Raw genomic sequence first — 19,046 nt, forward strand, 5'->3', positions numbered from 1 at the left:
TAGGAAGAGCCACGGTAAATTCTCCCTAGGGGAATCACATCGTCCGTTTGCATGTGGTCTGACTTTTCATGATGGGCTTTGATGTGCGCCATCACCACCCAGACAAAAGGAAACAAGACATGTCCATCATCGTGATGAGCGGCTGCGCCACCGGCATTGGTGCTGCTACGCGCAAGGTCCTGGAAGCGGCCGGCCACCAGATCCTAGGTATCGATGTCCGCGATGCGGAAGTGATTGCCGATCTCTCGACGGCCGAAGGTCGAAAGCAGGCGATTGCCGATGTACTGGCCAAGTGCAGCAAGGGCATGGACGGCCTGGTGTTGTGCGCCGGCCTGGGACCGCAGACCAAGGTGCTCGGCAATGTGGTTTCGGTCAATTATTTTGGCGCGACCGAGCTGATGGATGCCTTTCTGCCGCTGCTGAAACAGGGCCGGCAGCCCGCAGCCGTCGTCATCTCGTCCGTGGCTTCCGCGCATCTGGCTTTTGACCAGAACCCGCTGGCACCGGCACTGGAGGCCGGCGAGGAAGCCAAGGCCCGCGCCATTGTTGAACAAGCGGGAGAGCAGGGCGGCAATCTGGCCTATGCGGGCAGCAAGAATGCCTTGACGGTGGCTGTGCGCAAACGCGCCGCCGCCTGGGGACAAGCGGGCGTGCGCCTGAATACCATCGCCCCCGGCGCGACCGAGACTCCCTTGCTGCAGGCAGGCCTGCAGGACCCGCGCTATGGCGAATCGATTGCCAAGTTCGTGCCTCCCATGGGCCGCCGGGCCGAGCCCGCCGAAATGGCATCCGTCATCGCGTTCCTCATGAGCGAGGCCGCCAGCTATGTGCATGGTGCGCAGATCGTGATCGACGGCGGCATCGATGCTGTGATGCGCCCGACGAGTTTCTGAGTCCCCCGCAGCCGCCTTGCGGGCCCGTCCCAGGGGGCAAGGGCCTGGCCGCTCCTGACCCGGGGCAGCCTTGTGCGGGAGCGGCCTATTCTGGAATTCTGGAGCTGAAATGAATACTGTTGAACATATGACCGCGGTTGTACAGCGCTATGTGGCTGCGCTCAATGCCGGCGATCTGGACGGCATCGTCGCGCTGTTTGCCGATGACGCCACGGTGGAAGACCCCGTGGGCTCCGAGCCCCGGCGTGGCAGGGCGGCGATTCGCGCGTTCTACGCCAACTCCCTCAAGCTGCCTTTGACGGTGGAGCTGACGCAGGAGGTGCGCGCGGTTGCCGACGAGGCAGCCTTCGCCTTCACCGTCGGCTTCGAGTATCAGGGCCGCAAGACCGTGATTGCGCCCATCGATCACTTTCGCTTCGACGCGGCGGGCAAGGTGGTGAGCATGCGTGCCTTGTTTGGCGAGAAGAATATTCACGCTGGCGTCTGAGGAGAGTCAGGCGCTTGACTGCTCTTGATATAGAAGCTGTCTTCGCCTGATTTAAAAGGATTACAAGACTATTTGAATCTGAATTCATTTGAAACAATGCGCGAGCTGCTATTGCTTTTGCTGTTCAAGGCAGTGCGGTGAGTGCCCCCAGCCTGAGCTGGCTTACAGATGGAAGTGCCCGGCAGCCTCGGGCTGGTAGAGCACTTTCTCGATCCGGATATGGCGGGTGCGATCGAGAATCCGCCAGTCAATGCGGTCCCCTTCCCGGTAGCCCAGAATGGCCGTGCCCACGCCCGAGAAAACCGAGAGCCTGCCTGCACTGTCATCGGCATCCTCGGGGTAGACCAGGGCCACTTCGACGGCCACCTCATCGAGGCGCAGCAAGGCTCTGGAGTTCATGGTGACCACATTGCCCTGGACCTGCCGCGCATCGACAATGGTGGCGCGCTCGACTTCATGCTCCAGATCGGCCGCTTGCGACTCCCATTCCAGGGCGAGAAGATCTCTGAGACGTGCCTGATCCACGGCGGTGATGCAGATGCCGCCCGCCGCTCCCGGCTGCCCGGCGCGCAAGCGCTGGAGGTAGCGCTGTGCCGTCATTGCATAGGACTTGAGTGCGGGCGTTTCGTTCTCCAGCACAAAGCCGTTGTGCGCAAAGGCCTTGAGCGAGCGCGTGTTGTCGGCATGGATCCTGGCAATCAGTCTTTCGGCCCGCATGTCGAAAAAGGCCAGCTTCATGCCCTCGTGCAAGGCGCTGGCGCCGAGCTTGCGCCCCCAGTTGTCGCGGTTGCCGATGACCAGCACGATTTCGCAGTCCGCCCCGTTCCTGACCAGACGCACAAAGCCCACGGGCAGGTCATCGCGGTCGTAAGCCATGAAGAAGCGGCCGCCCTGATTGAAGAGATGGGTGAGTATGGGCAGCTGAACCCGGTCGATGAGCTGCTCTATGTGACGCGAGACATGGCGCGAATCGCTGAGGTGGCGCACGACGTCCTCGTCGTTCAGCCAGTCCACCAGGTTCAGCGCATTGGCTCGCGTGATTTCCGGGCACAGGGATATGAAAGGCTTGCTCATCTTCAACACCGTCGGTTGCAAGAATGAAAGCCTTTCATGGCCACGGCGTGGGCCATGACGGTTCTTTCGACACAGGCGCCGATTCTAGGCAAGCAGATTCTGCTGCGCAGGCACAGCGCCTATCTCGCATCTCTTTGCTCGGTCTATGGCGAGCCTGGGCTGCGGAGCGGGGCGCTCCGGGAGCGCAAGCCTCGACAGCTGCGATGCTCTTTATTTAGAAGCGGATTGCGATTGACTGTAGTCGTATTCTTAATGTTTTAATTCCACGATCTAGAAGTGGCATGCGTCAGAAGCTCCTTCTTTGATGGTGGGCGCAGCGCCGAACGCCGGCGACCGGGCATGTTGCTCAGACCGCCCGGGAGCACGCGCCGCCCATGCCTGTCAGATGGGGCTCCAGCACCTCGGTGATCCAGTTCAGGAAGGCGGTGACTCGCGGCGCGATATGTCTGCGATGCGGGTACAGCAGGGACACCGGCATGGACGCGGCCTTGAAGTCGGGCATGACCTCGACCAGCAGACCCTGATCCAGCAGATGGCGCGCACCCCGGACAGGCGCCTGAATCAGGCCAAGACCGGCAACACAGGCGGCCTGATAGGCATCCGTGCCGTTGACCACCAGGGCGCTGCGCACGGGATGCAGAGCGATCTCCTTGCCGCGCTGATACTCCCAGCCCGCGCCATGCCGCCCGAGCTGGTTCGCGTAGTGAATGATGCGGTGCCGTGACAGGTCGGCCAGTGTTGCGGGCGTGCCGTGACGCTGCAGATAGGCGGGACTGGCCAGATTGCACATCTCCATCGCACCGATGGTGCGGGCGATCAAGTCGGTATCTGCCAGCGGGCCGATGCGCACAACACAGTCAAAGCCTTCCTGCACCACATCCACACGTCGGTCGCTGGTGCTGATGCCTACTTCCAGCAAAGGGTGGGCCGAGAGGAATTCGGGCAGCTTCGGAATGACGACATCCCGGGCCAGAGAGTTGGGCATATCGATGCGCAGACTGCCTCGCAGCCCGCTGGCGGCGGGCTGGAACATGGCTTGCAGCTGTTCCAGGTCGGCCATCAGTTCCTTGCTGCGTTCGAGGAACTGCTCGCCATCGGCGCTCAGCCGCACATGTCTGGTGGTGCGTTGCAGCAGACGGGTTCCGAGCTGCTTTTCCAGCTGCTGCACCACGGTCGACACACGGCTTTTGGTCAGCCCGAGCTGGTCTGCGGCCAGGGTGAAACTGGAGAGTTCGGCAACGCGGGTGAACACATGAAGCGCATTGAAGTCCATGTGCTCGATTGTATTTTTAAAGTGAACAGTGCGATCTTTTTTCTCGTATTTATTCATGATCGGAGAACACCTAAAGTCCTGGCTTGTTGACATCCTCCATGAAACCGACATGCAAGCATCTGCACCCCGTATCGCATTGATCACCGGCGCAAGCCGTGGCCTGGGTCGTAGCGAAGCCCTCAAGCTGGCCGAACTCGGCGTTCATCTGATCGTCACTTACAAGGACAGCGAAAGCGATGCGCAGGAACTGGTTTCCCGTATCGAGGCGCTGGGCAGCCGCGCCGTGGCGCTGCGCCTGGACGTGGGTGACAGCAAGAGCTTTGCCGCGTTTGCCGACAGCGTCAGGCGCGTGCTGGCCAACACCTGGCAGCGCCAGCAGTTCGACTATCTGGTGAACAATGCCGGCATCGGTCTGGTGGCGCCGTTTGCCGAGACCACGGAAGAGCAGTTCGATCTGCTCGTCGATATTCACCTCAAGGGCACGTTCTTTCTGACGCAGAAACTGCTGCCCCTGATCAAGGACGGCGGACGAATCGTCAATACCTCGTCCGGGCTGGCACGCTTCAGCCTCCCGGGCTATGCCGCCTATGCGGCAATGAAGGGCGGCATCGAGGTGATGACGCGCTATCTGGCCAAGGAGCTGGGTGCACGCGGCATCGCCGTGAACACCATTGCCCCCGGCGCCATAGAGACGGATTTCGGTGGCGGCGTGGTGCGTGACAACGCACAGGTCAATGCCCATATCAGCGGCCTGACCGCCATGGGCCGGGCGGGGCGCCCTGACGATGTGGGCGCCGCGGTTGCCGCATTGCTTGCCGATGGCAGCAACTGGGTCACGGGCCAGCGCATTGAAGTGTCTGGTGGCATGATGCTCTGAGCGTATGCCGGGCAACTCCATTCGGAACGCGGCCTTGCCCGGCAGCGCCGGGCCGGTCAAGGCATATGGGATGCATGCAGCTACGCAGCGGCAGATATTCGATGCCTGCGGACCATGTGTTGGGGGGAGAGGATTTGGAGACCGAGTCGTGCCCGAGAACTATCTGGGAAGCTGTTTATGCGCAAGAGTCGGCTACAGGCTGCTGTCGCCGCCCAGGGCCGTGACGCATTGTCATTGCGGGCAATGCCGCAAAAGCCATGGCTCCGCCTTCGCGAGCTATGGCGCCGTGCCGCGCAAGGATTTGTGCATAGTCTCGGGGCAGGGCGACATCAAATCCTATGCATCGTCGGCTTCCGTGCATCGACAGTTTTGCCAGCACTGCGGTTCATCCCTGTTCTGGTCCAGGCAGGCTGGTGAATGGGCCGACTGGATATGCATTGCTCTGGGCACGCTGGACTCGCCTTTTTCGGCGCTCAGGCAAAAGCATGCGCATCTGGAGTCGCAGCCTTTGTGGTCAAGCTTTGCCGGTGGCTGCATGCGCAATGACTGAGGGTCACCTTAGACTCTCGGGCTGCGGCACCGGCCTCGTGCAAGGCGATGTTGCGGCTTTGGCTTGATGCGTTCACTCCCCCTTGAACACCGGCTGGCGCTTCTCGATGAACGCATTCATGCCTTCTTTCTGGTCGCGGGTCGCAAACAGAATCTGGTTGGCCTTGCGCTCCAGCATCAGGGCGGCATCCAGCGATGCGTCCATGCCGGCAATCACCACTTCCTTGATCTGTTCCACGGCCAGTGGCGGCATATTGGCAATCAGTTTTGCCATTTTCAGCGCCTCAGGGATTACCTGATCGTCTGCACAGACTAGGCTGACCAGACCCATGGCATAGGCTTCGTCGGCGCTGACGGGCTTGCCCGTCAGCAGAATGCGCATGGCCTGGAACTTGCCCACGGCGCGCACCAGCCGCTGGGTGCCGCCGATGCCGGGCATGATGCCGATGCGAATCTCGGGCTGTGCAAAACTGGCTCCTTGCCCGGCAATGATGATGTCGCAATGCATGGCCAGCTCGGCCCCGCCGCCAAAGGCATAGCCGCAGACCGCCGCGATGATGGGCTTGGGGCACTTCTCAATGGGGGCCCAGACGCGCTCGGTGTGGCGCTTCATGATCTCTATGGGGCCGCAGGAGTCCATGCTCTTGATGTCGCCGCCTGCTGCAAACACCTTGTCGCCGCCGGTCAGAACGATGCAGCGCACGCTGGCGTCTGCGCTCAGCTCAGCGAAGGTCCTGGACAGCGCAGCCTGCAGAGAAAGACTCAGCGCATTCGTTGCCTCGGGGCGGTTGAGCTGAACGATGGCCACGCCGTGGTCCTGATGTCGAACCAGTAGCTCTCGCTGCGCGGTGTCCATGTTTTCAATAGCGGAAAGCGATGCCGACATAGGAATTCCCAAGGAGTTGAACAGGGTCGATGGTCGTTTTCAAGGGATAGAGCAACATCGTCCTTTTGGACGTATCTGCTGCTGGTGCCGAAACCTAAATTGGCAGGCATGGATACGAACAAAAGCTTTCAAGACAAGGTAGTGCTGGTCACTGGCGGCACCAAGGGCATCGGCAAGGGCATTGCCCAGGCGTTTCTCGCCGCAGGTGCCACGGTGGTGGTGTGCGGCCGCCAGCGACCCGAAGCGTTGCCATGCATCAATGGCAGCAGCGCAGACTTCGTTGCATGCGATGTGCGCGAGGCCCAGGCAGTCAAGGACATGGTCGATGAGGTGCAGCGCCGCCATGGCCGTCTGGACGTTCTCGTCAACAACGCCGGTGGCGCCCCCCATGTGGATGCCGCTACGGTGTCTCCGCGCTTTCATGAAAGCGTGCTGCGTCTGAATCTGTTCTCGACCTTGCACGCCTCTCAGGCCGCCAATGCCGTGATGCAGCAGCAGGATGGCGGTGGCGTGATCGTCTGTATCGGCAGCATCAGCGCGCTGCGTCCTTCCCCCGGTACGGCGGCCTATGGAGCGGCCAAGGCTGCTGTGCTGAGCCTGGTCAGTTCTCTGGCTGTGGAGTGGGCGCCCAAGGTACGTGTGGTGGCAGTCAGCCCGGGCTTGGTGCGCACCGAACAGTCGCATCTGCATTTCGGGGATGAGGCGGGTATTGCCTCTGTCGCCGGGACCATTCCTGCGGGCCGTCTGGCCGAGCCGCAGGACATTGCCAATGCATGTCTGTATGTGGCTTCCGAAAACGCTTCTTACATGAGCGGCACCAATCTGCTGCTGCATGGCGGTGGTGAGCGCCCCGCATTTCTGAGCGCATCGAACTCGGAATCCGTGCAACAAAAACACTGAATTTCAAAGGAGACAATCTTGACCGATCAAGACTGGATGGCAGAGGTCCGCGCATACGTGGGCAAGCAATACGGGCGTGTCTATGCCTGGGACAAGGTCAACAGCCCCATGATTCGTCAGTGGAGCGAGCTGATGGGGGTGGCCGTAAAGACCAACAAGGATGGCAAGACCATTGCACCTCCCGCGATGCTGCAGGTCTGGTGCATGGAAGGGCCGGTGCAGAACAACTACCCGCCAGGCTCCACGACAGAGAATCCCTATGAAGTTCTGAAGCTGATCGAAGCGCATGGCTTCCCTTCCACCGTGGCGGTGAATTCCGAGCTGAGCTTCGAGCGCGATGTAGTCGAAGGTGAAGACCTGTACTACACGACACGCCTGGAGGCCATCAGCGAAGAGAAGACTACGGCCCTGGGTACGGGCTACTTTGTCACGCAGATCATGGAGTACTTCTCGATCAAGGCAGCGAATGGCCAAGACGAGAAGGTCGGCCAGTTGATGTTCCGCGTCTTCAAGTTCCGTCCCGCCAATGTGCAAAAGGCCGATCCCGCGCAGGTTGCCGCCCCGAAGATCAAGCGACCCGCACCAGGCGTGAGCGACGACAACCGTTTCTTCTGGGAAGGTCTGAAAGAAGGCAAGCTCCTGATTCAGCGCTGCAAGAGCTGCGGCGATCTGCACCATCCACCCGGTCCCGTCTGCCCCAAGTGCCATTCGTTCGACTGGGACACGGTGGAGGCCAGCGGCAAGGGCACGGTGTACTCGTTCGTGGTCATGCACTACCCCGAAGTACCGCCTTTCGACCACCCCAATCCCATCGGTCTGGTGGAGCTGCAAGAGGGCGTGCGTCTGATTGCCCAGCTGGTCGGCGTCAAGCCCGGCGAGGTGAAGATCGGTCAGAAGGTGCAGGTGGAGTTCAACACCTTCGACGGTGATCTGACCCTGGCCCAGTTCCGTCCTGTGGGCTGATGCTAGGAGACCGTCATGGACTTTCAACTCAGTGAAGACCAACGTGCATTCGCAGACATGGCGCAAAGCCTGTTTGCAGACTTTTGCACCGACGACAAGCTGCGCGAGCACGATGCCTCGGGCCAGCCCTTCATGCAGGATCTGTGGCAGCAGTGCGTGGCAGCGGGCCTGCACAGCATTCTGGTGCCGGAAGCTGCAGGCGGCCTGGGTCTGGGAATGAGCGAGATGCTGGCCGTGCTGGAGCAGCAAGGCCGTGCGCTGGCGCAGGTTCCGCTTTGGCAGCAGCAGGTCGCGGCTGCCGCGATTGCCAGGTTTGCCGAGGGACAGGACGCAGTCATTCAGTCAGCCATGGAGGGCGAGTTGCTGGCTCTGTCGCTGCAGGCGGCAGTGGCTGCACGCGGGCCGGCGCTTCAGCTGCAGGGTGAGCGACTCAAAGGCCAGCTGCAAGCCGTGCCGCTGGGCGAGCAGGCCCGGGTGGCTCTGGTGGCAGCGGCGGCCGGCGATGAGATCAGGCTGGTGCTGGTGAGCCTGCAGGCCGATGGTGTCAGCCGCGTGGCCGGCATGCGTGAGGACTACTGTGCGGTGGCCGACATCAGTTTCCGCAACACGCCGGTGCTGGCCGTGCTGGGCGGCCGTGCGCTGGACTGGGTCAACGAAATGGCAATCGCCTGCCTGGCCAGCCTGCAGCAGGGCGTGACCCAGGAGCAGCTGCGCCGCACCGTGGAGTATGTGAGCGAGCGCAAGCAGTTCGACCGTCCCATCGGTACTTTCCAGCTGGTGCAGGGCCAGATGGCCGACGGCTACATCCTCATGCAGGCACAGCGCAGCGCGCTGAGCCAGCTGGTCTGGCGTCTGGATGCCGGCCTGCCCTGCGTGCCGCAGGCCCATGCGGTGCGCGCCCAGTCCAACGAGCTGGGCCTGAAGGTAGGCCGCGTTGCACAGCATGTGCATGGCGGCATGGGAGTGGATGTGACCTATCACATTCACCGCTTCATGTTCTGGTGCCGTGCACTGGCTGCCGAACTCGGCAGCGCCGAACAGCACCTGCAGGCGCTGGGTCACTGGCTCTCAGACAACGACACGCTCGGCTGGAAGTACGACCTGCCCGAAGACCGCTAAGGAGACAACAACATGGCAAACCAATCTATTCGCTTCGAGTCGGTGAACGTGGGCGACGAACTGCAGCCCGTCAGCGTGCCCGTCACCGTGCCGCTGATTGCCGGCGGCGCCATCGCCACGCGTGACTATTTCCCCGGACATCATGACCGCGATGCCGCACGCGAGCTGGGTTCACCCCATATCTTCATGAACATCCTGACCACCAACGGTCTGGTGCAGAGCTTTGTCGAGAGCTGGGCTGGCGACGATGCGCGTCTCATGGACCTGAAGATTCGTCTGGGGGCCCCCAACTACCCCGGCGACACCATGAAGTTCACGGGCTCCGTGACCGAGAAGAACGAGGCCACGCGCAGCGTTCAGATCACGCTCAAGGGCAGCAATTCCATGGGCTCTCACGTCAGCGGCACTGTGCAAGTGGCCCTGGCCTAAGAACAACAAGCGGAGACATTCCTGTGAACGATATGAATATTTCCGGTCGCGCCGCCATTGTGGGTCTGGGTGCAACAGAATTTTCCAAGAACTCGGGCCGTACCGAGCTGCGTCTGGCCATGGAGGCCACGCTGGCCGCGCTGAGCGATGCCGGCATCGACCCCAAGGAGGTGGACGGCTTTTCCTCCTACTCCGTGGACAAGGTCCCGGAGTATGAGATCGCCCGCCTGCTCGGGGCTCGCAATGTGAGCTTTTTCTCGCAGGTGCCGCATGGTGGTGGTGCGGCCTGCGGCCCCGTGCTGCATGCGGCCATGGCCGTGGCCACGGGCATTGCCAAGACGGTCGTGGTCTACCGCGCCATGAATGAGCGCAGCTGGTACCGCTTTGGCACCGGCAGCTATGGCTTTGGCAGCACGCCATTCTTTGACAACGTGAACTATGGCTGGTACATGCCTCACGGCTTTCATACGCCGGCATCCTGGGTGGGCATGTTTGCCCGCCGCTATATGCATGCCTTCGGTGCAACCAGCGAGGACTTCGGCCGCGTGGCCGTGGCCGTGCGCGACTTCGCAGCCACCAATCCCAACGCATTCTTCTACGGCAAGCCCATCACACTGGAGGAGCACCAGGCCAGCCGCTGGATCTGCGAGCCGCTGCACCTGCTGGACTGCTGCCAGGAGTCCGACGGGGCTGTGGCCATGGTCATCACATCGAGCGACCGTGCCCGTGAAATGAAGGCCAAGCCGGTCTACATCAAGGCGGCGGCTCAGGGTATCTCCGAGGGCCAGCAGTCCATGACTTCCTTCTACCGCGAAGACATCACCGGCCTGCCCGAGATGGGCCATGTGGCCAGGCAGCTGTGGCATCAAAGCCGCCTGACGCCCAAGGATGTGCAAAGCGCGGTGCTGTACGACCATTTTTCGCCCTTTGTGTTGCCTCAGCTCGAGGAGTTCGGTTTCGTCAAGCGCGGCGAGGCCAAGGATTTCATCCGTTCCGGCGAGCATGCACGCGGCGGCTCCATGCCCATCAACACCCATGGCGGCCAGTTGGGCGAAGCCTATATCCATGGCATGAACGGCATTGCCGAAGCCGTGCGCCAGATCCGTGGCAGCTCCGTCAACCAGGTCAAGGACGTGCACAACATGGTGGTGACTGCCGGTACCGGCGTGCCCACCAGCGGCCTGATCCTGGGCGACGAGGCCTGATTGCAAGGGAGACATTCATGTTCATTGACCTGACTCCCGAGCAGCATGCGCTGCGCCTGAAGTGCCGTGACTACTTTCAGGCGTTGATGACGCCCGAGCTCAAGGCCCGCATGCGCGGTGCCGAGGGCGGCGACGAGTACCGCGAACTGATCCGCAAGATGGGGCGCGACGGCTGGCTGGCCATAGGCTGGCCCAGGGAATTCGGCGGCCAGGGCCTGTCGGCCACCGAGCAGCTGATTTTTTTTGAGGAAGCCAATATTGCCGGAGCTCCCCTGCCTTTCGTCACCATCAGCACCGTCGGTCCCGCGCTGATGGAGCATGGCACCGAGGCACAAAAGCAGGAGTTTCTGCCCGGCATGGCCAGCGGCGACATCATTTTTGCCATTGGCTACTCCGAACCCGGAGCCGGCTCCGACCTCGCCATGCTCAAGACGCAGGCTCAGTTGCAGGGCGATCTTCAGAGCGGGCATTTCGTGGTCAACGGCCAGAAGCTGTGGACTTCGGGCATCGAATCTGCCGACTATGTGTGGCTGGCCGCACGTACCAACCAGGAACTGGCTCGCCACAAGGGTATTTCCATCATGGTGGTGGATACCAGGGACAAGGGCTTTTCGCATACGCTGATCCAGACCGTGGGCAACTACACGGCAGCCACGTATTTCGACAACGTTGAAGTGCCGGCAGCACGTTTGATTGGCGAGCTCAATGGGGGCTGGAAGCTGATCACTGCACAGCTCAACCACGAGCGCCTGGGTCTGGGGGCCTGGTCGGACAAGGTGTTTGCCCCCTTCGTCAAGGTGCTGCAATGGGCCAAGGCCAGGGATGAGCAGGGCCGTCGCGCTGTCGATCAGGCCTGGGTCAGGCGCAGTCTGGCGCAGTGCTATGCCCGCCTTGAAGCCATGCGACTGACCAACTTCCGCATCGCGGCCAGTCTGGAAGCCGGTGCCATGGACGTGAGCCTGGCATCTGCCACCAAGGTCTATGGCTCGGAAGGTGTGGTCGAGGTGTTGCATCGATTGATGGACATCGTGGGCAGCAGCGCTCTGGTGCGTGGTGGCTCGGCGGCTTCCTATCTGATGGGCGAGCTGGAGTATGAGCTGCGAGCCTGCACCATCAACACCTTCGGTGGCGGAACGAACGAGATTCAGCGCGAGCTGATTGCTCAGTTCGGCCTCGGCATGCCGCGCCCTCAGCGCTGATCGAAGACATCTCACACATAACAAATACCAAGGAGACATGTGATGAGCGACACGACTGTGGTGTCGCGCGAGCAGACCCAGCTCAAGCTGGATCGTCGCGCGCCCATTGCGGCCAAGTACCTGGCCGATACGCCCTACACCATGGCTGATCGTCTGGAGGACTGTGCGCGAGATTTCGGCGAGCGTATCTTTCTGACCGAAGGCGATGTGCGCTACACCTATGCGCAATTCAACCAGCGCGCCAATCAAGTGGCACGTGCGTTGCACGAGCAGGGTGTGAGAAAGGGCGATGTGGTGGCCATGGCCATCGAGAATCGCCCAGCCTTCTTCTTTGCCTGGTTTGGCGTGGCCAAGCTGGGTGCCGTGGTGGCCTTCATCAACACCCATGTGATGGGCAAGCCTCTGACGCACGCACTGGAGGTGACCAAGGCCAGCCATGTGATCGTGGGCGAGGAATGTGCAGAGCGCTTTGCGCAGACCGAAGGACTGAACACCGCGCTGAGCTACTGGCACTGGCCGGATGAGGTGCGCCCCGCCGCGGCGGGAGTTCTGCAGCAGTTCGGCTCTGATTTGCAGGCACTTGCCATGAGCCGGGACGGCACGGCCGTACCGCTGGAGTGGCGCGAGGGCGTGGTGGCCGGCGATACGGCGCAGTACATATTCACCTCAGGGACCACCGGCCTGCCGAAGGCCGCGGTCATCAGCCATGCACGCTGGCTGATGGCGGGGGACTCCATGCAGCTGCTCTGGGAAATCACCCGGGATGACTGCTTCTACTGCTTTTTGCCGCTCTACCACGGCGCGGCTTCCATGTCGCTGACGGCAACCGCCATGGCTGCGGGAGCTCGCATCGTGGTGCGCCGCAAGTTCAGCCGCAGCGAGTTCTGGCGCGACATCCGCGTACACGGCATTACCTTTTGCCAGTATGTGGGGGAGATCTGCCGCTTCCTGCTCAGCGCGCCCGCGACGGACAGCGACCGGGAGCACAGCTTGCGCAAGATGGCGGGAACCGGTCTCACGCCCGAGATCTGGCAGCAATGGACAGCGCGCTTTGGTGCCGTGTTCCAGATCTATGAAGGCTGGGGAGGCACGGAGTCCAACACCAATACCATCAACCTGGACAATCGCATCGGCTCCTGCGGCCGCGTCCCCTTCTGGGAAAAAACCAATTTGCGCCTGGTTCGCTACGACCAGGAAAAAGGCGATTACATCCGGGATGAAAACGGCTTTTTGCAATTGGCCGGTGTGAACGAGCCCGGCGAGGCCATCGGCATGGTCATCCAGTATCCCGGTGTGGTTGCTGGGCGCTTTGAAGGCTATACCAGCGAGGAGGCCTCCGAAAAGAAGCTGCTGCGCAATGTCTTCCAGCAGGGCGATGTGTGGTGGACATCGGGCGATCTGCTGCGCTGCGACGAAGACGGCTACTGCTGGTTTGTGGATCGTATCGGCGATACCTTCCGCTGGAAAAGCGAGAACGTCTCGACCATGGAGGTCAGTGATGCACTCGGGGACTTCCATGGGCTGGATGCAATTACCGTCTATGGTGTGCAGGTTCCCGGTCATGGTGGCCGTGCGGGAATGGCCGCGTTGGTGATGCATGAGAGGGCCCAGTTCGATCCCAAGGCATTCTGGAAGATGGCCATCGATCGTCTGCCACGCTATGCGGCACCACTGTTCGTGCGTCTGATGGATACGCCGGACATGACCGGCAACTACAAGCTGCGCAAGGTGGATCTGCAAAAGCAGGGCTATGACAGCGCTCAGACCGGCGACCCGCTGTTTGTACGCAATGACAAGCTGCAGACCTATGTGCCGCTGACCGCTGCAGCGCTTGAAGAGGCACTGCGTGGATAGCGCTGTCGCGCAGGAGCGCGTACGGGCCAAGCCCGCAGATGTGCTGCGTTATCCCTTTGCGCCGCCGGCATCCGATGGCAGCCATGTGGAGATCGTCCCCGGTCTGCTGTGGCTGCGCATGCCCATGCCCATGGCTCTGGACCACATCAATGTCTATCTGCTCAGGGACGGCGATGGCTGGGCGGTGGTGGATACAGGGCTGGGAATTCCCGGCACCTTCGAGCTGTGGGAAAGAATCTTCACGGAGAAGCTGGCTGGCCAGCCGCTGACCCGTGTGGTCTGCACCCACTGTCACTATGACCATGCGGGGGCGGCATGGTGGTTGCAGGAGCGCTTTGGCGTGCCGCTGCTCATGAGCTATGGCGAGTTCATGATGCTGCGCTCGCTGATGGGGCCGCCGCCCGATCCTCTGCCAGAGGCGCATCGCGAGTTCTATGCGCGTGCGGGGGTGAGCAGCGAAGAGCTTGACGACATGCTGGCTGCCATGCGCAAGGATCCGTTCATGCCCAGGCAGCCCAGCCACTACCAGCGCATCCGCCCGGGTGAGGTGCTGCAGATCGGGGAGCGCCGGTGGCGCATTGTGCTGGGCGAGGGACACTCGCCCGAGCATGCCTGTCTGTATTGCGAGGAAGACGGCATTCTGCTGGCCGGTGATCAGGTGCTGCCGCGCATCACCTCGAATGTGATGGTCAGCCCCATCGAGCCCGAGGGCAATCCGCTCAAACTCTGGATCGATTCGCTGCATCGTTTGCGTGAGCTGCCAGCCGAGACTTTGGTGCTTCCATCGCACCAGGGCGTTTTCTACGGCCTGCACGAGCGCCTGGAGCAGGTGCTCGAGCACCATGCCGAGCAGTTTGCACTGCTGACCGGACATCTGGGTCAGGTGGGGCGGGCAACGGCTGCCGAGCTGGTGCCCGTGCTCTTTCCCAGGCTGCGCAGCCCCGTGGATCGCCTGATGGCCCTAGGGGAAACGATAGCCCATTTGAACCTGCTTCACCAGGATGGAACGCTGCTGCGAACCTCGGGTGAAGGCAAGATTGCATATTTCTCGTTGGCCTGAGGTGAGGAAGCCATGACGGAACTGGAAACATTCAAACAAGAAGTGGCGCAGTGGCTGGAGGAGAACTGCCCTGCGAGCATGCGCCGGCCCATTGTTTCAGAGGAGATGGTCTGGGGCAGCTCCAGGCTGCAGTTTCTGAATGAGGATCAGAAGCTGTGGTTCGAGCGCATGCGCGACCGTGGCTGGTTTGCGCCGTCATGGCCGCGTGAATACGGCGGTGGCGGCCTCTCTCCCAGGGAAGCCCGTATCCTGGACACGGAGATGGCTCGTCTTGGCTGCCGTCAGCCCCAGTACAACCTGGGTGTGTGGATGCTGGGTCCGGTCCTGGTTGAGGTGGGGACGCATGAGCAAAAGCTCGAGCATCTGGTTCCCATGATGCGCGGCGAGCAGCGCTGGTGCCAGGGCTTTTCCGAGCCCAATGCCGGCTCGGATCTGGCCAGCCTCAAGACCTCGGCCAGGCGGGTGACGGACGAGCAGGGCGAGGCCTATATCGTCAATGGGGGCAAGATCTGGACCTCGGACGGAGACAAGGGCGACTGGATGTATGCGCTGGTGCGCACCAGCAGCGAAGGCAAGAAGCAGGATGGCATCAGCTTTTTGCTGATCGACATGAAGAGTCCCGGCGTCACGGTCAAGCCCATAGAGCTGATCAGCGGCAAGTCCAGTTTCTGTCAGGTCTTCTTCGACGACGTGCGGGTGCCTGTGCGGCAGCTTGTGGGCAAGGAGGGCGAAGGTTGGTCGTTGGCCAAAAAGCTGCTTCAGCATGAGCGTGCTGCCATGTCCAAGTTCACGGAAGGTGGTGCGCCGTCGCACGATGCACTCAAGACCGCTTTGCCCTACATGGTGGACGAGCAGGGACAGATCCGCGATGCTGCGCTGCGCGAGAAGCTGGCAGGACTGCTGATGGATGCACAGTCTTTCGCCCTGACCCATCGTCGGGTGACCGAGAAGGCTCTGGCGCGTCAGGACGTTGCAGGCCCCTCCAGCATCATGAAGCTGGTGCAGACCGAGCAGGAAGTTGCCAAGTACGAACTGCTGGAGCAGGCGCTGGGCCTGCGCGGTCTGGGCTGGGATGCAGGCGACGACTTCACAGCAGCTGAGATCGATGTAGGTCGTGCATGGCTGCGCTCCAAGAGCTACACGATTGCCGGCGGAAGCTCGGAAGTGCAACTGAACATCATTGCCAAGCGAGTGCTGGAATTGCCCTGACCCTCTGAGCCACCGTGCGGCAACAGCCTTGTTGCGGGGCGACGGGGCTGTCTGGGCCCTTGCTCGCTGTCCCTGAGCTGGGCGGTATTGGTCGCGCAGGCTGAGGATAACGAATTGAAATGGAGACAAGAATATGACCATGCTTTTGTCGCAAGAGCAGGAATTGCTCAAGGACAGTGCTGTTGCCTTTCTCGCGCAGGAAGCGCCCGTGGCCCAGCAGCGCCGTCTGCGGGATGACAAGGTGGAACAGGGCTTTGATACGCAGCTGTGGCAGCAGATGGTGGGGATGGGCTGGCCCGTGGCGGTGCTGCCCGAGTCGCATGACGGGCTGGCTGCGGGCTACCTGGGCATGGGCGCCGTGTTTGAAGCCATCGGGCGAAACCTGTCGGCACAGCCGTTGCTGAGCCAGGCCGTGATCGCACCTGAACTGTTGATTCGCGCCGGCTCCGCGGCTCAGCAGGCGCAGTGGCTGCCCCTGCTGGCCAGCGGGCAGGCCAGGCTGGCACTGGCTCTGGATGAAAAGTCCGGCCAGCACCTTTCAGCCAGATTGAGCACGGTAGCCGAGCAGACCGGCAAGGGCTGGTGCCTGAGCGGTGAAAAGGCCTTTGTGATGGATGGCGTGGGCGCCAATGGCTTTGTGGTGCTGGCGGTATCCGGCGAAGGTGCTCCCGGCCTGTGGCTGGTGCCTGCTGATGCGCAAGGCGTCAGCATCAAACCCATGAGCATGATTGACAGTCGCAACATGGCCCGCGTGCAGTTCGACAAGGTGGAACTGAGCGCCGATATGGCGTTGGTGGTCCGGCCTGCTGCTCAGGTGCTTGACGAAGTGCTGGACCGAGCCCGGGCCTGCCTGGCGGCAGAGTCTCTGGGCCTGCTGCGTGAGGTGTTTGATCGTACGGTGACCTATCTGAAGGAGCGCGTTCAGTTTGACGTGCAGATTGGCTCATTCCAGGCATTGCAGCATCGTGCGGCACGTCTGTATGTGGAACTTGAGCTGCTGGAGAGCTGTGTGCTGGCAGCTTTCGAAGCCATTGATTCCGGTCTGGAGGCCAAGGTGCCCGAGCTGGTCAGTGTGGCCAAGGCCAAGGCCTCTGACTTGTGCGAGAAGCTGTGCAACGAGGCGATCCAGTTGCATGGCGGCATCGGGGTGACGGATGAACTGGATATTGGCCTGTTCTTCAAGCGGGCACGCGTTTTGCAGCGCCTGCTGGGCGACGGTGGCTATCACCGCAACCGCTTTGCACAATTGAAAGGTTTCTGAGATGAGCGATGCCTTGGTTTCCATGGGTGAAAAGATCAGGAGCATTCGTGCGCAGCTGACTTCGCCGGGCGCACCTTTTGAAGTGCATCAGGTCACGCTGTCCGATGGACGCAGCGTGGCAGCCTATCGCAATGCCTTTCAGAATCTCGCGCAGGTAATCGATGCCGGCCGGGCTCATGGTGCGGCCGAGTTCATGGTCTATGCCGATGACCGATGGACCTTTGACAGGTTTTTTGCAGCAGCCGATGCGCTGGCCAGTCGCTTGCAAAAGCAGCGCGGTCTCAAGTCCGGCGACCGGGTGGCCATAGCCATGCGCAACCGTCCCGAATGGGCTGTGGCTTTTGCTGCCATAGCCTTGCTCGGCGCAGTGCCGGTGCCTTTGAACAGCTTTGGCCTGAGCAGCGAGCTGATGGCCAATCTGGAGGACACCCGGCCGGTGATGCTGATCTGTGATGCGGACCGCCATGCTCGCATCAGGGAGGCTATTGCGCAGACGGCCATCAAGACGGTGGTGGTGGATGGCGAGGGGGGCGATATCAGCTGGTCGGAGTTGATCGCAGGCGGTCATGATGGCTTCGTGCCCCCGCAGCTGAGTGCCGATGAGCCTGCGCTGATTCTGTTCACTTCGGGCGCCACCAGCCGGGCCAAAGGCGTGGAATCCACCCACCGCGCCGTGTGCCAGGGCATCTTCAATATTGACTTCATCGGTGCAGTGGCAGCCATGACTTCGCCGGATGCGATTGCCGCCATCATGGCGCGCCAGCTGCAGCCAACGACCTTGTCGGCAGTTCCTCTGTTCCATGTCAGCGGACTGCATGCGCAGCTGCTGGTCAGCCTGCGCCATGGCCGCCGTCTGATCTTTATTCATCGCTGGGAGCCTGAGAAGGCTGCTGAGCTGATTCGCAAGGAAAAGGTCACGCAGTTCAATGGTGCGCCCAGCATGGTGCAGCAACTCATTGGTCTGCCCGGCTTCGAGCTGCCTGAGAGTTCTGGCAACCTCTCCGGTGTGGGATTTGGCGGAGCGGGCCTGCACCCTCGCCTGATCGATGAGGTGTTGGCCAAGTTCAAGGGGCGCATGTCCGGCATTGGATTTGGTCTGACCGAATCCAATGGCGTCTGCGCAGGCAGCTCGGGGCGAATGTTCGAGGCGCATCCGCGCAGCTCGGGGGTGCTGTCACCCATCATCGAGGTACGAATTGCAGACCTGGATGGCACAGCCTTGCCTATCGGCGAGCCCGGCGAGATCTGGCTGCGTGGCGTGACTCTGATGGAGCGCTATTGCGGTGATGCCGAGGCCACAGCCAAAGCCATGCAGGGCGGCTGGTTCCACACCGGAGACATAGGCGTTCTGGACGATGAAGGCTTTTTGACCATCGTCGACCGCATCAAGGACGTGATCAACCGCAGCGGTGAAAAGATTGCTGCGGCGGAGGTCGAGGCCTGTCTGCTGCAGCATGAGGCACTGGAGGAGGCTGCTGTGTTCTCCATGCCGCATGAGGTCACGGGCGAGCAGGTCGTTGCCGTGGTGGTCGGAAAGTCCGGGAGTCAGGTGACTCCCGAGCTGCTTCGCGAGTTCGTGGCACAGCGCCTGGCGGGCTACAAGGTTCCCAGCCGGATCGTTGTGCGCGCGGAGCCTTTGCCTCGCAATCCTGCCGGCAAGATGCTCAAGGCATCGATTCGCAAGGAGTGCGCTCACCTGCTGACCTGATTCACGGAATCGGGTGGTCCTAGGACTTTCCCGATCACGCTCCGAAAACCTGCTGCTGCTTCGTGCACCAGCAGGTTTTTTTCATTCGTGGAAGCGCTTC

Annotated in this window: 18 protein-coding genes; 15 read left to right on the plus strand and 3 right to left on the minus strand. The window is 61.7% G+C overall.

Annotation, left to right across the window (positions count from 1 at the left end; translation table 11 throughout):
• Positions 1–119 precede the first annotated feature (119 nt).
• Both NOX35_RS07665 and NOX35_RS07670 read left to right on the plus strand, forming a co-directional pair.
• Positions 120–893, plus strand: a complete 774-nt coding sequence (locus tag NOX35_RS07665; RefSeq protein WP_256496277.1) for a 3-alpha-hydroxysteroid 3-dehydrogenase — start codon at positions 120–122, stop codon at positions 891–893.
• Between the two features lie 109 nt (positions 894–1,002).
• On the plus strand, positions 1,003–1,380 hold the full coding sequence (locus NOX35_RS07670) for a steroid Delta-isomerase (RefSeq protein WP_182286241.1): 378 nt from the start codon (positions 1,003–1,005) through the stop codon (positions 1,378–1,380).
• Between the two features lie 162 nt (positions 1,381–1,542).
• On the opposite strand, the gene NOX35_RS07675 is transcribed toward NOX35_RS07670, so the two are convergent.
• Both NOX35_RS07675 and NOX35_RS07680 read right to left on the minus strand, forming a co-directional pair.
• Positions 1,543–2,454: a bifunctional GNAT family N-acetyltransferase/nucleoside diphosphate kinase regulator gene (locus NOX35_RS07675; RefSeq protein WP_182286242.1), complete on the minus strand. Its 912-nt coding sequence runs from the start codon at positions 2,452–2,454 to the stop codon at positions 1,543–1,545.
• 346 nt (positions 2,455–2,800) lie between these two features.
• A complete protein-coding gene (locus NOX35_RS07680; RefSeq protein WP_256496278.1) occupies positions 2,801–3,727 on the minus strand; it encodes a LysR family transcriptional regulator in 927 nt (308 codons plus the stop codon).
• A gap of 109 nt (positions 3,728–3,836) precedes the next feature.
• Here NOX35_RS07680 and NOX35_RS07685 point away from each other — a divergent pair, with 109 nt between their 5' ends.
• Together NOX35_RS07685 and NOX35_RS07690 are read left to right on the plus strand one after the other, a co-directional pair.
• The gene (locus NOX35_RS07685) at positions 3,837–4,604 is read left to right on the plus strand and encodes an SDR family NAD(P)-dependent oxidoreductase (protein WP_256496279.1); all 768 of its coding nucleotides are present in this window, start codon (positions 3,837–3,839) and stop codon (positions 4,602–4,604) included.
• A 148-nt stretch (positions 4,605–4,752) separates the two neighbouring features.
• The gene (locus NOX35_RS07690) at positions 4,753–5,154 is read left to right on the plus strand and encodes a GFA family protein (RefSeq protein ID WP_182286245.1); all 402 of its coding nucleotides are present in this window, start codon (positions 4,753–4,755) and stop codon (positions 5,152–5,154) included.
• Positions 5,155–5,226: 72 nt separating this feature from the next.
• Here the strand turns inward: NOX35_RS07690 and NOX35_RS07695 are convergent, their stop codons facing one another.
• Positions 5,227–6,039: an enoyl-CoA hydratase gene (locus tag NOX35_RS07695; RefSeq protein ID WP_012837522.1), complete on the minus strand. Its 813-nt coding sequence runs from the start codon at positions 6,037–6,039 to the stop codon at positions 5,227–5,229.
• 108 nt (positions 6,040–6,147) lie between these two features.
• On the opposite strand from NOX35_RS07695, the gene NOX35_RS07700 reads away from it, so the two are divergent.
• From NOX35_RS07700 to NOX35_RS07750, 11 genes are all read left to right on the plus strand, one after another.
• Positions 6,148–6,939: an SDR family oxidoreductase gene (locus NOX35_RS07700; protein ID WP_256496280.1), complete on the plus strand. Its 792-nt coding sequence runs from the start codon at positions 6,148–6,150 to the stop codon at positions 6,937–6,939.
• 18 nt (positions 6,940–6,957) lie between these two features.
• Complete coding sequence (locus NOX35_RS07705; protein WP_182286247.1) at positions 6,958–7,902, plus strand: Zn-ribbon domain-containing OB-fold protein; 945 nt, start codon at positions 6,958–6,960, stop codon at positions 7,900–7,902.
• Between the two features lie 15 nt (positions 7,903–7,917).
• The gene (locus tag NOX35_RS07710; protein WP_256496281.1) at positions 7,918–9,021 is read left to right on the plus strand and encodes an acyl-CoA dehydrogenase family protein; all 1,104 of its coding nucleotides are present in this window, start codon (positions 7,918–7,920) and stop codon (positions 9,019–9,021) included.
• A 12-nt stretch (positions 9,022–9,033) separates the two neighbouring features.
• Entirely contained in the window at positions 9,034–9,450 is a 417-nt protein-coding gene (locus NOX35_RS07715) for a MaoC family dehydratase (protein WP_182286249.1), read from the plus strand.
• A 32-nt stretch (positions 9,451–9,482) separates the two neighbouring features.
• Positions 9,483–10,655, plus strand: a complete 1,173-nt coding sequence (locus NOX35_RS07720) for a lipid-transfer protein (protein WP_256496896.1) — start codon at positions 9,483–9,485, stop codon at positions 10,653–10,655.
• Between the two features lie 17 nt (positions 10,656–10,672).
• The gene (locus NOX35_RS07725) at positions 10,673–11,854 is read left to right on the plus strand and encodes an acyl-CoA dehydrogenase family protein (protein WP_182286251.1); all 1,182 of its coding nucleotides are present in this window, start codon (positions 10,673–10,675) and stop codon (positions 11,852–11,854) included.
• A 42-nt stretch (positions 11,855–11,896) separates the two neighbouring features.
• A complete protein-coding gene (locus NOX35_RS07730) occupies positions 11,897–13,708 on the plus strand; it encodes a long-chain-acyl-CoA synthetase (protein WP_182286252.1) in 1,812 nt (603 codons plus the stop codon).
• Positions 13,701–14,768 carry an MBL fold metallo-hydrolase gene (locus NOX35_RS07735; protein ID WP_182286253.1) on the plus strand — a complete coding sequence of 356 codons (1,068 nt, stop codon included), beginning with the start codon at positions 13,701–13,703 and terminating at the stop codon, positions 14,766–14,768. Before NOX35_RS07730 ends, NOX35_RS07735 begins: the two co-directional genes overlap by 8 nt.
• 12 nt (positions 14,769–14,780) lie before the next feature.
• Positions 14,781–15,977: an acyl-CoA dehydrogenase family protein gene (locus NOX35_RS07740; RefSeq protein WP_182286254.1), complete on the plus strand. Its 1,197-nt coding sequence runs from the start codon at positions 14,781–14,783 to the stop codon at positions 15,975–15,977.
• Positions 15,978–16,110: 133 nt separating this feature from the next.
• Positions 16,111–17,238, plus strand: a complete 1,128-nt coding sequence (locus tag NOX35_RS07745) for an acyl-CoA dehydrogenase family protein (protein ID WP_256496282.1) — start codon at positions 16,111–16,113, stop codon at positions 17,236–17,238.
• Position 17,239: 1 nt separating this feature from the next.
• Positions 17,240–18,946 carry a class I adenylate-forming enzyme family protein gene (locus NOX35_RS07750; protein ID WP_256496283.1) on the plus strand — a complete coding sequence of 569 codons (1,707 nt, stop codon included), beginning with the start codon at positions 17,240–17,242 and terminating at the stop codon, positions 18,944–18,946.
• Positions 18,947–19,046: the final 100 nt, after the last annotated feature.

It is taken from the genome of Comamonas sp. C11, from assembly GCF_024496285.1.
GTDB classification, from domain to species: Bacteria; Pseudomonadota; Gammaproteobacteria; order Burkholderiales; family Burkholderiaceae_C; genus Comamonas; species Comamonas testosteroni_F.

Excerpts from the sequence above, each read along its gene's own strand:
- NOX35_RS07725 (WP_182286251.1), top strand. The coding sequence starts at position 10,673 with ATGTTCATTGACCTGACTCCCGAGCAGCATGCGCTGCGCCTGAAGTGC.
- NOX35_RS07700 (WP_256496280.1), top strand. The coding sequence starts at position 6,148 with ATGGATACGAACAAAAGCTTTCAAGACAAGGTAGTGCTGGTCACTGGC.
- NOX35_RS07695 (WP_012837522.1), bottom strand. The coding sequence starts at position 6,039 with ATGTCGGCATCGCTTTCCGCTATTGAAAACATGGACACCGCGCAGCGA.
- NOX35_RS07730 (WP_182286252.1), top strand. The coding sequence starts at position 11,897 with ATGAGCGACACGACTGTGGTGTCGCGCGAGCAGACCCAGCTCAAGCTG.
- NOX35_RS07675 (WP_182286242.1), bottom strand. The coding sequence starts at position 2,454 with ATGAGCAAGCCTTTCATATCCCTGTGCCCGGAAATCACGCGAGCCAAT.
- NOX35_RS07665 (WP_256496277.1), top strand. The coding sequence starts at position 120 with ATGTCCATCATCGTGATGAGCGGCTGCGCCACCGGCATTGGTGCTGCT.
- NOX35_RS07715 (WP_182286249.1), top strand. The coding sequence starts at position 9,034 with ATGGCAAACCAATCTATTCGCTTCGAGTCGGTGAACGTGGGCGACGAA.
- NOX35_RS07680 (WP_256496278.1), bottom strand. The coding sequence starts at position 3,727 with ATGGACTTCAATGCGCTTCATGTGTTCACCCGCGTTGCCGAACTCTCC.
- NOX35_RS07720 (WP_256496896.1), top strand. The coding sequence starts at position 9,483 with ATGAATATTTCCGGTCGCGCCGCCATTGTGGGTCTGGGTGCAACAGAA.
- NOX35_RS07670 (WP_182286241.1), top strand. The coding sequence starts at position 1,003 with ATGAATACTGTTGAACATATGACCGCGGTTGTACAGCGCTATGTGGCT.
- NOX35_RS07740 (WP_182286254.1), top strand. The coding sequence starts at position 14,781 with ATGACGGAACTGGAAACATTCAAACAAGAAGTGGCGCAGTGGCTGGAG.
- NOX35_RS07745 (WP_256496282.1), top strand. The coding sequence starts at position 16,111 with ATGACCATGCTTTTGTCGCAAGAGCAGGAATTGCTCAAGGACAGTGCT.
- NOX35_RS07750 (WP_256496283.1), top strand. The coding sequence starts at position 17,240 with ATGAGCGATGCCTTGGTTTCCATGGGTGAAAAGATCAGGAGCATTCGT.
- NOX35_RS07710 (WP_256496281.1), top strand. The coding sequence starts at position 7,918 with ATGGACTTTCAACTCAGTGAAGACCAACGTGCATTCGCAGACATGGCG.
- NOX35_RS07685 (WP_256496279.1), top strand. The coding sequence starts at position 3,837 with ATGCAAGCATCTGCACCCCGTATCGCATTGATCACCGGCGCAAGCCGT.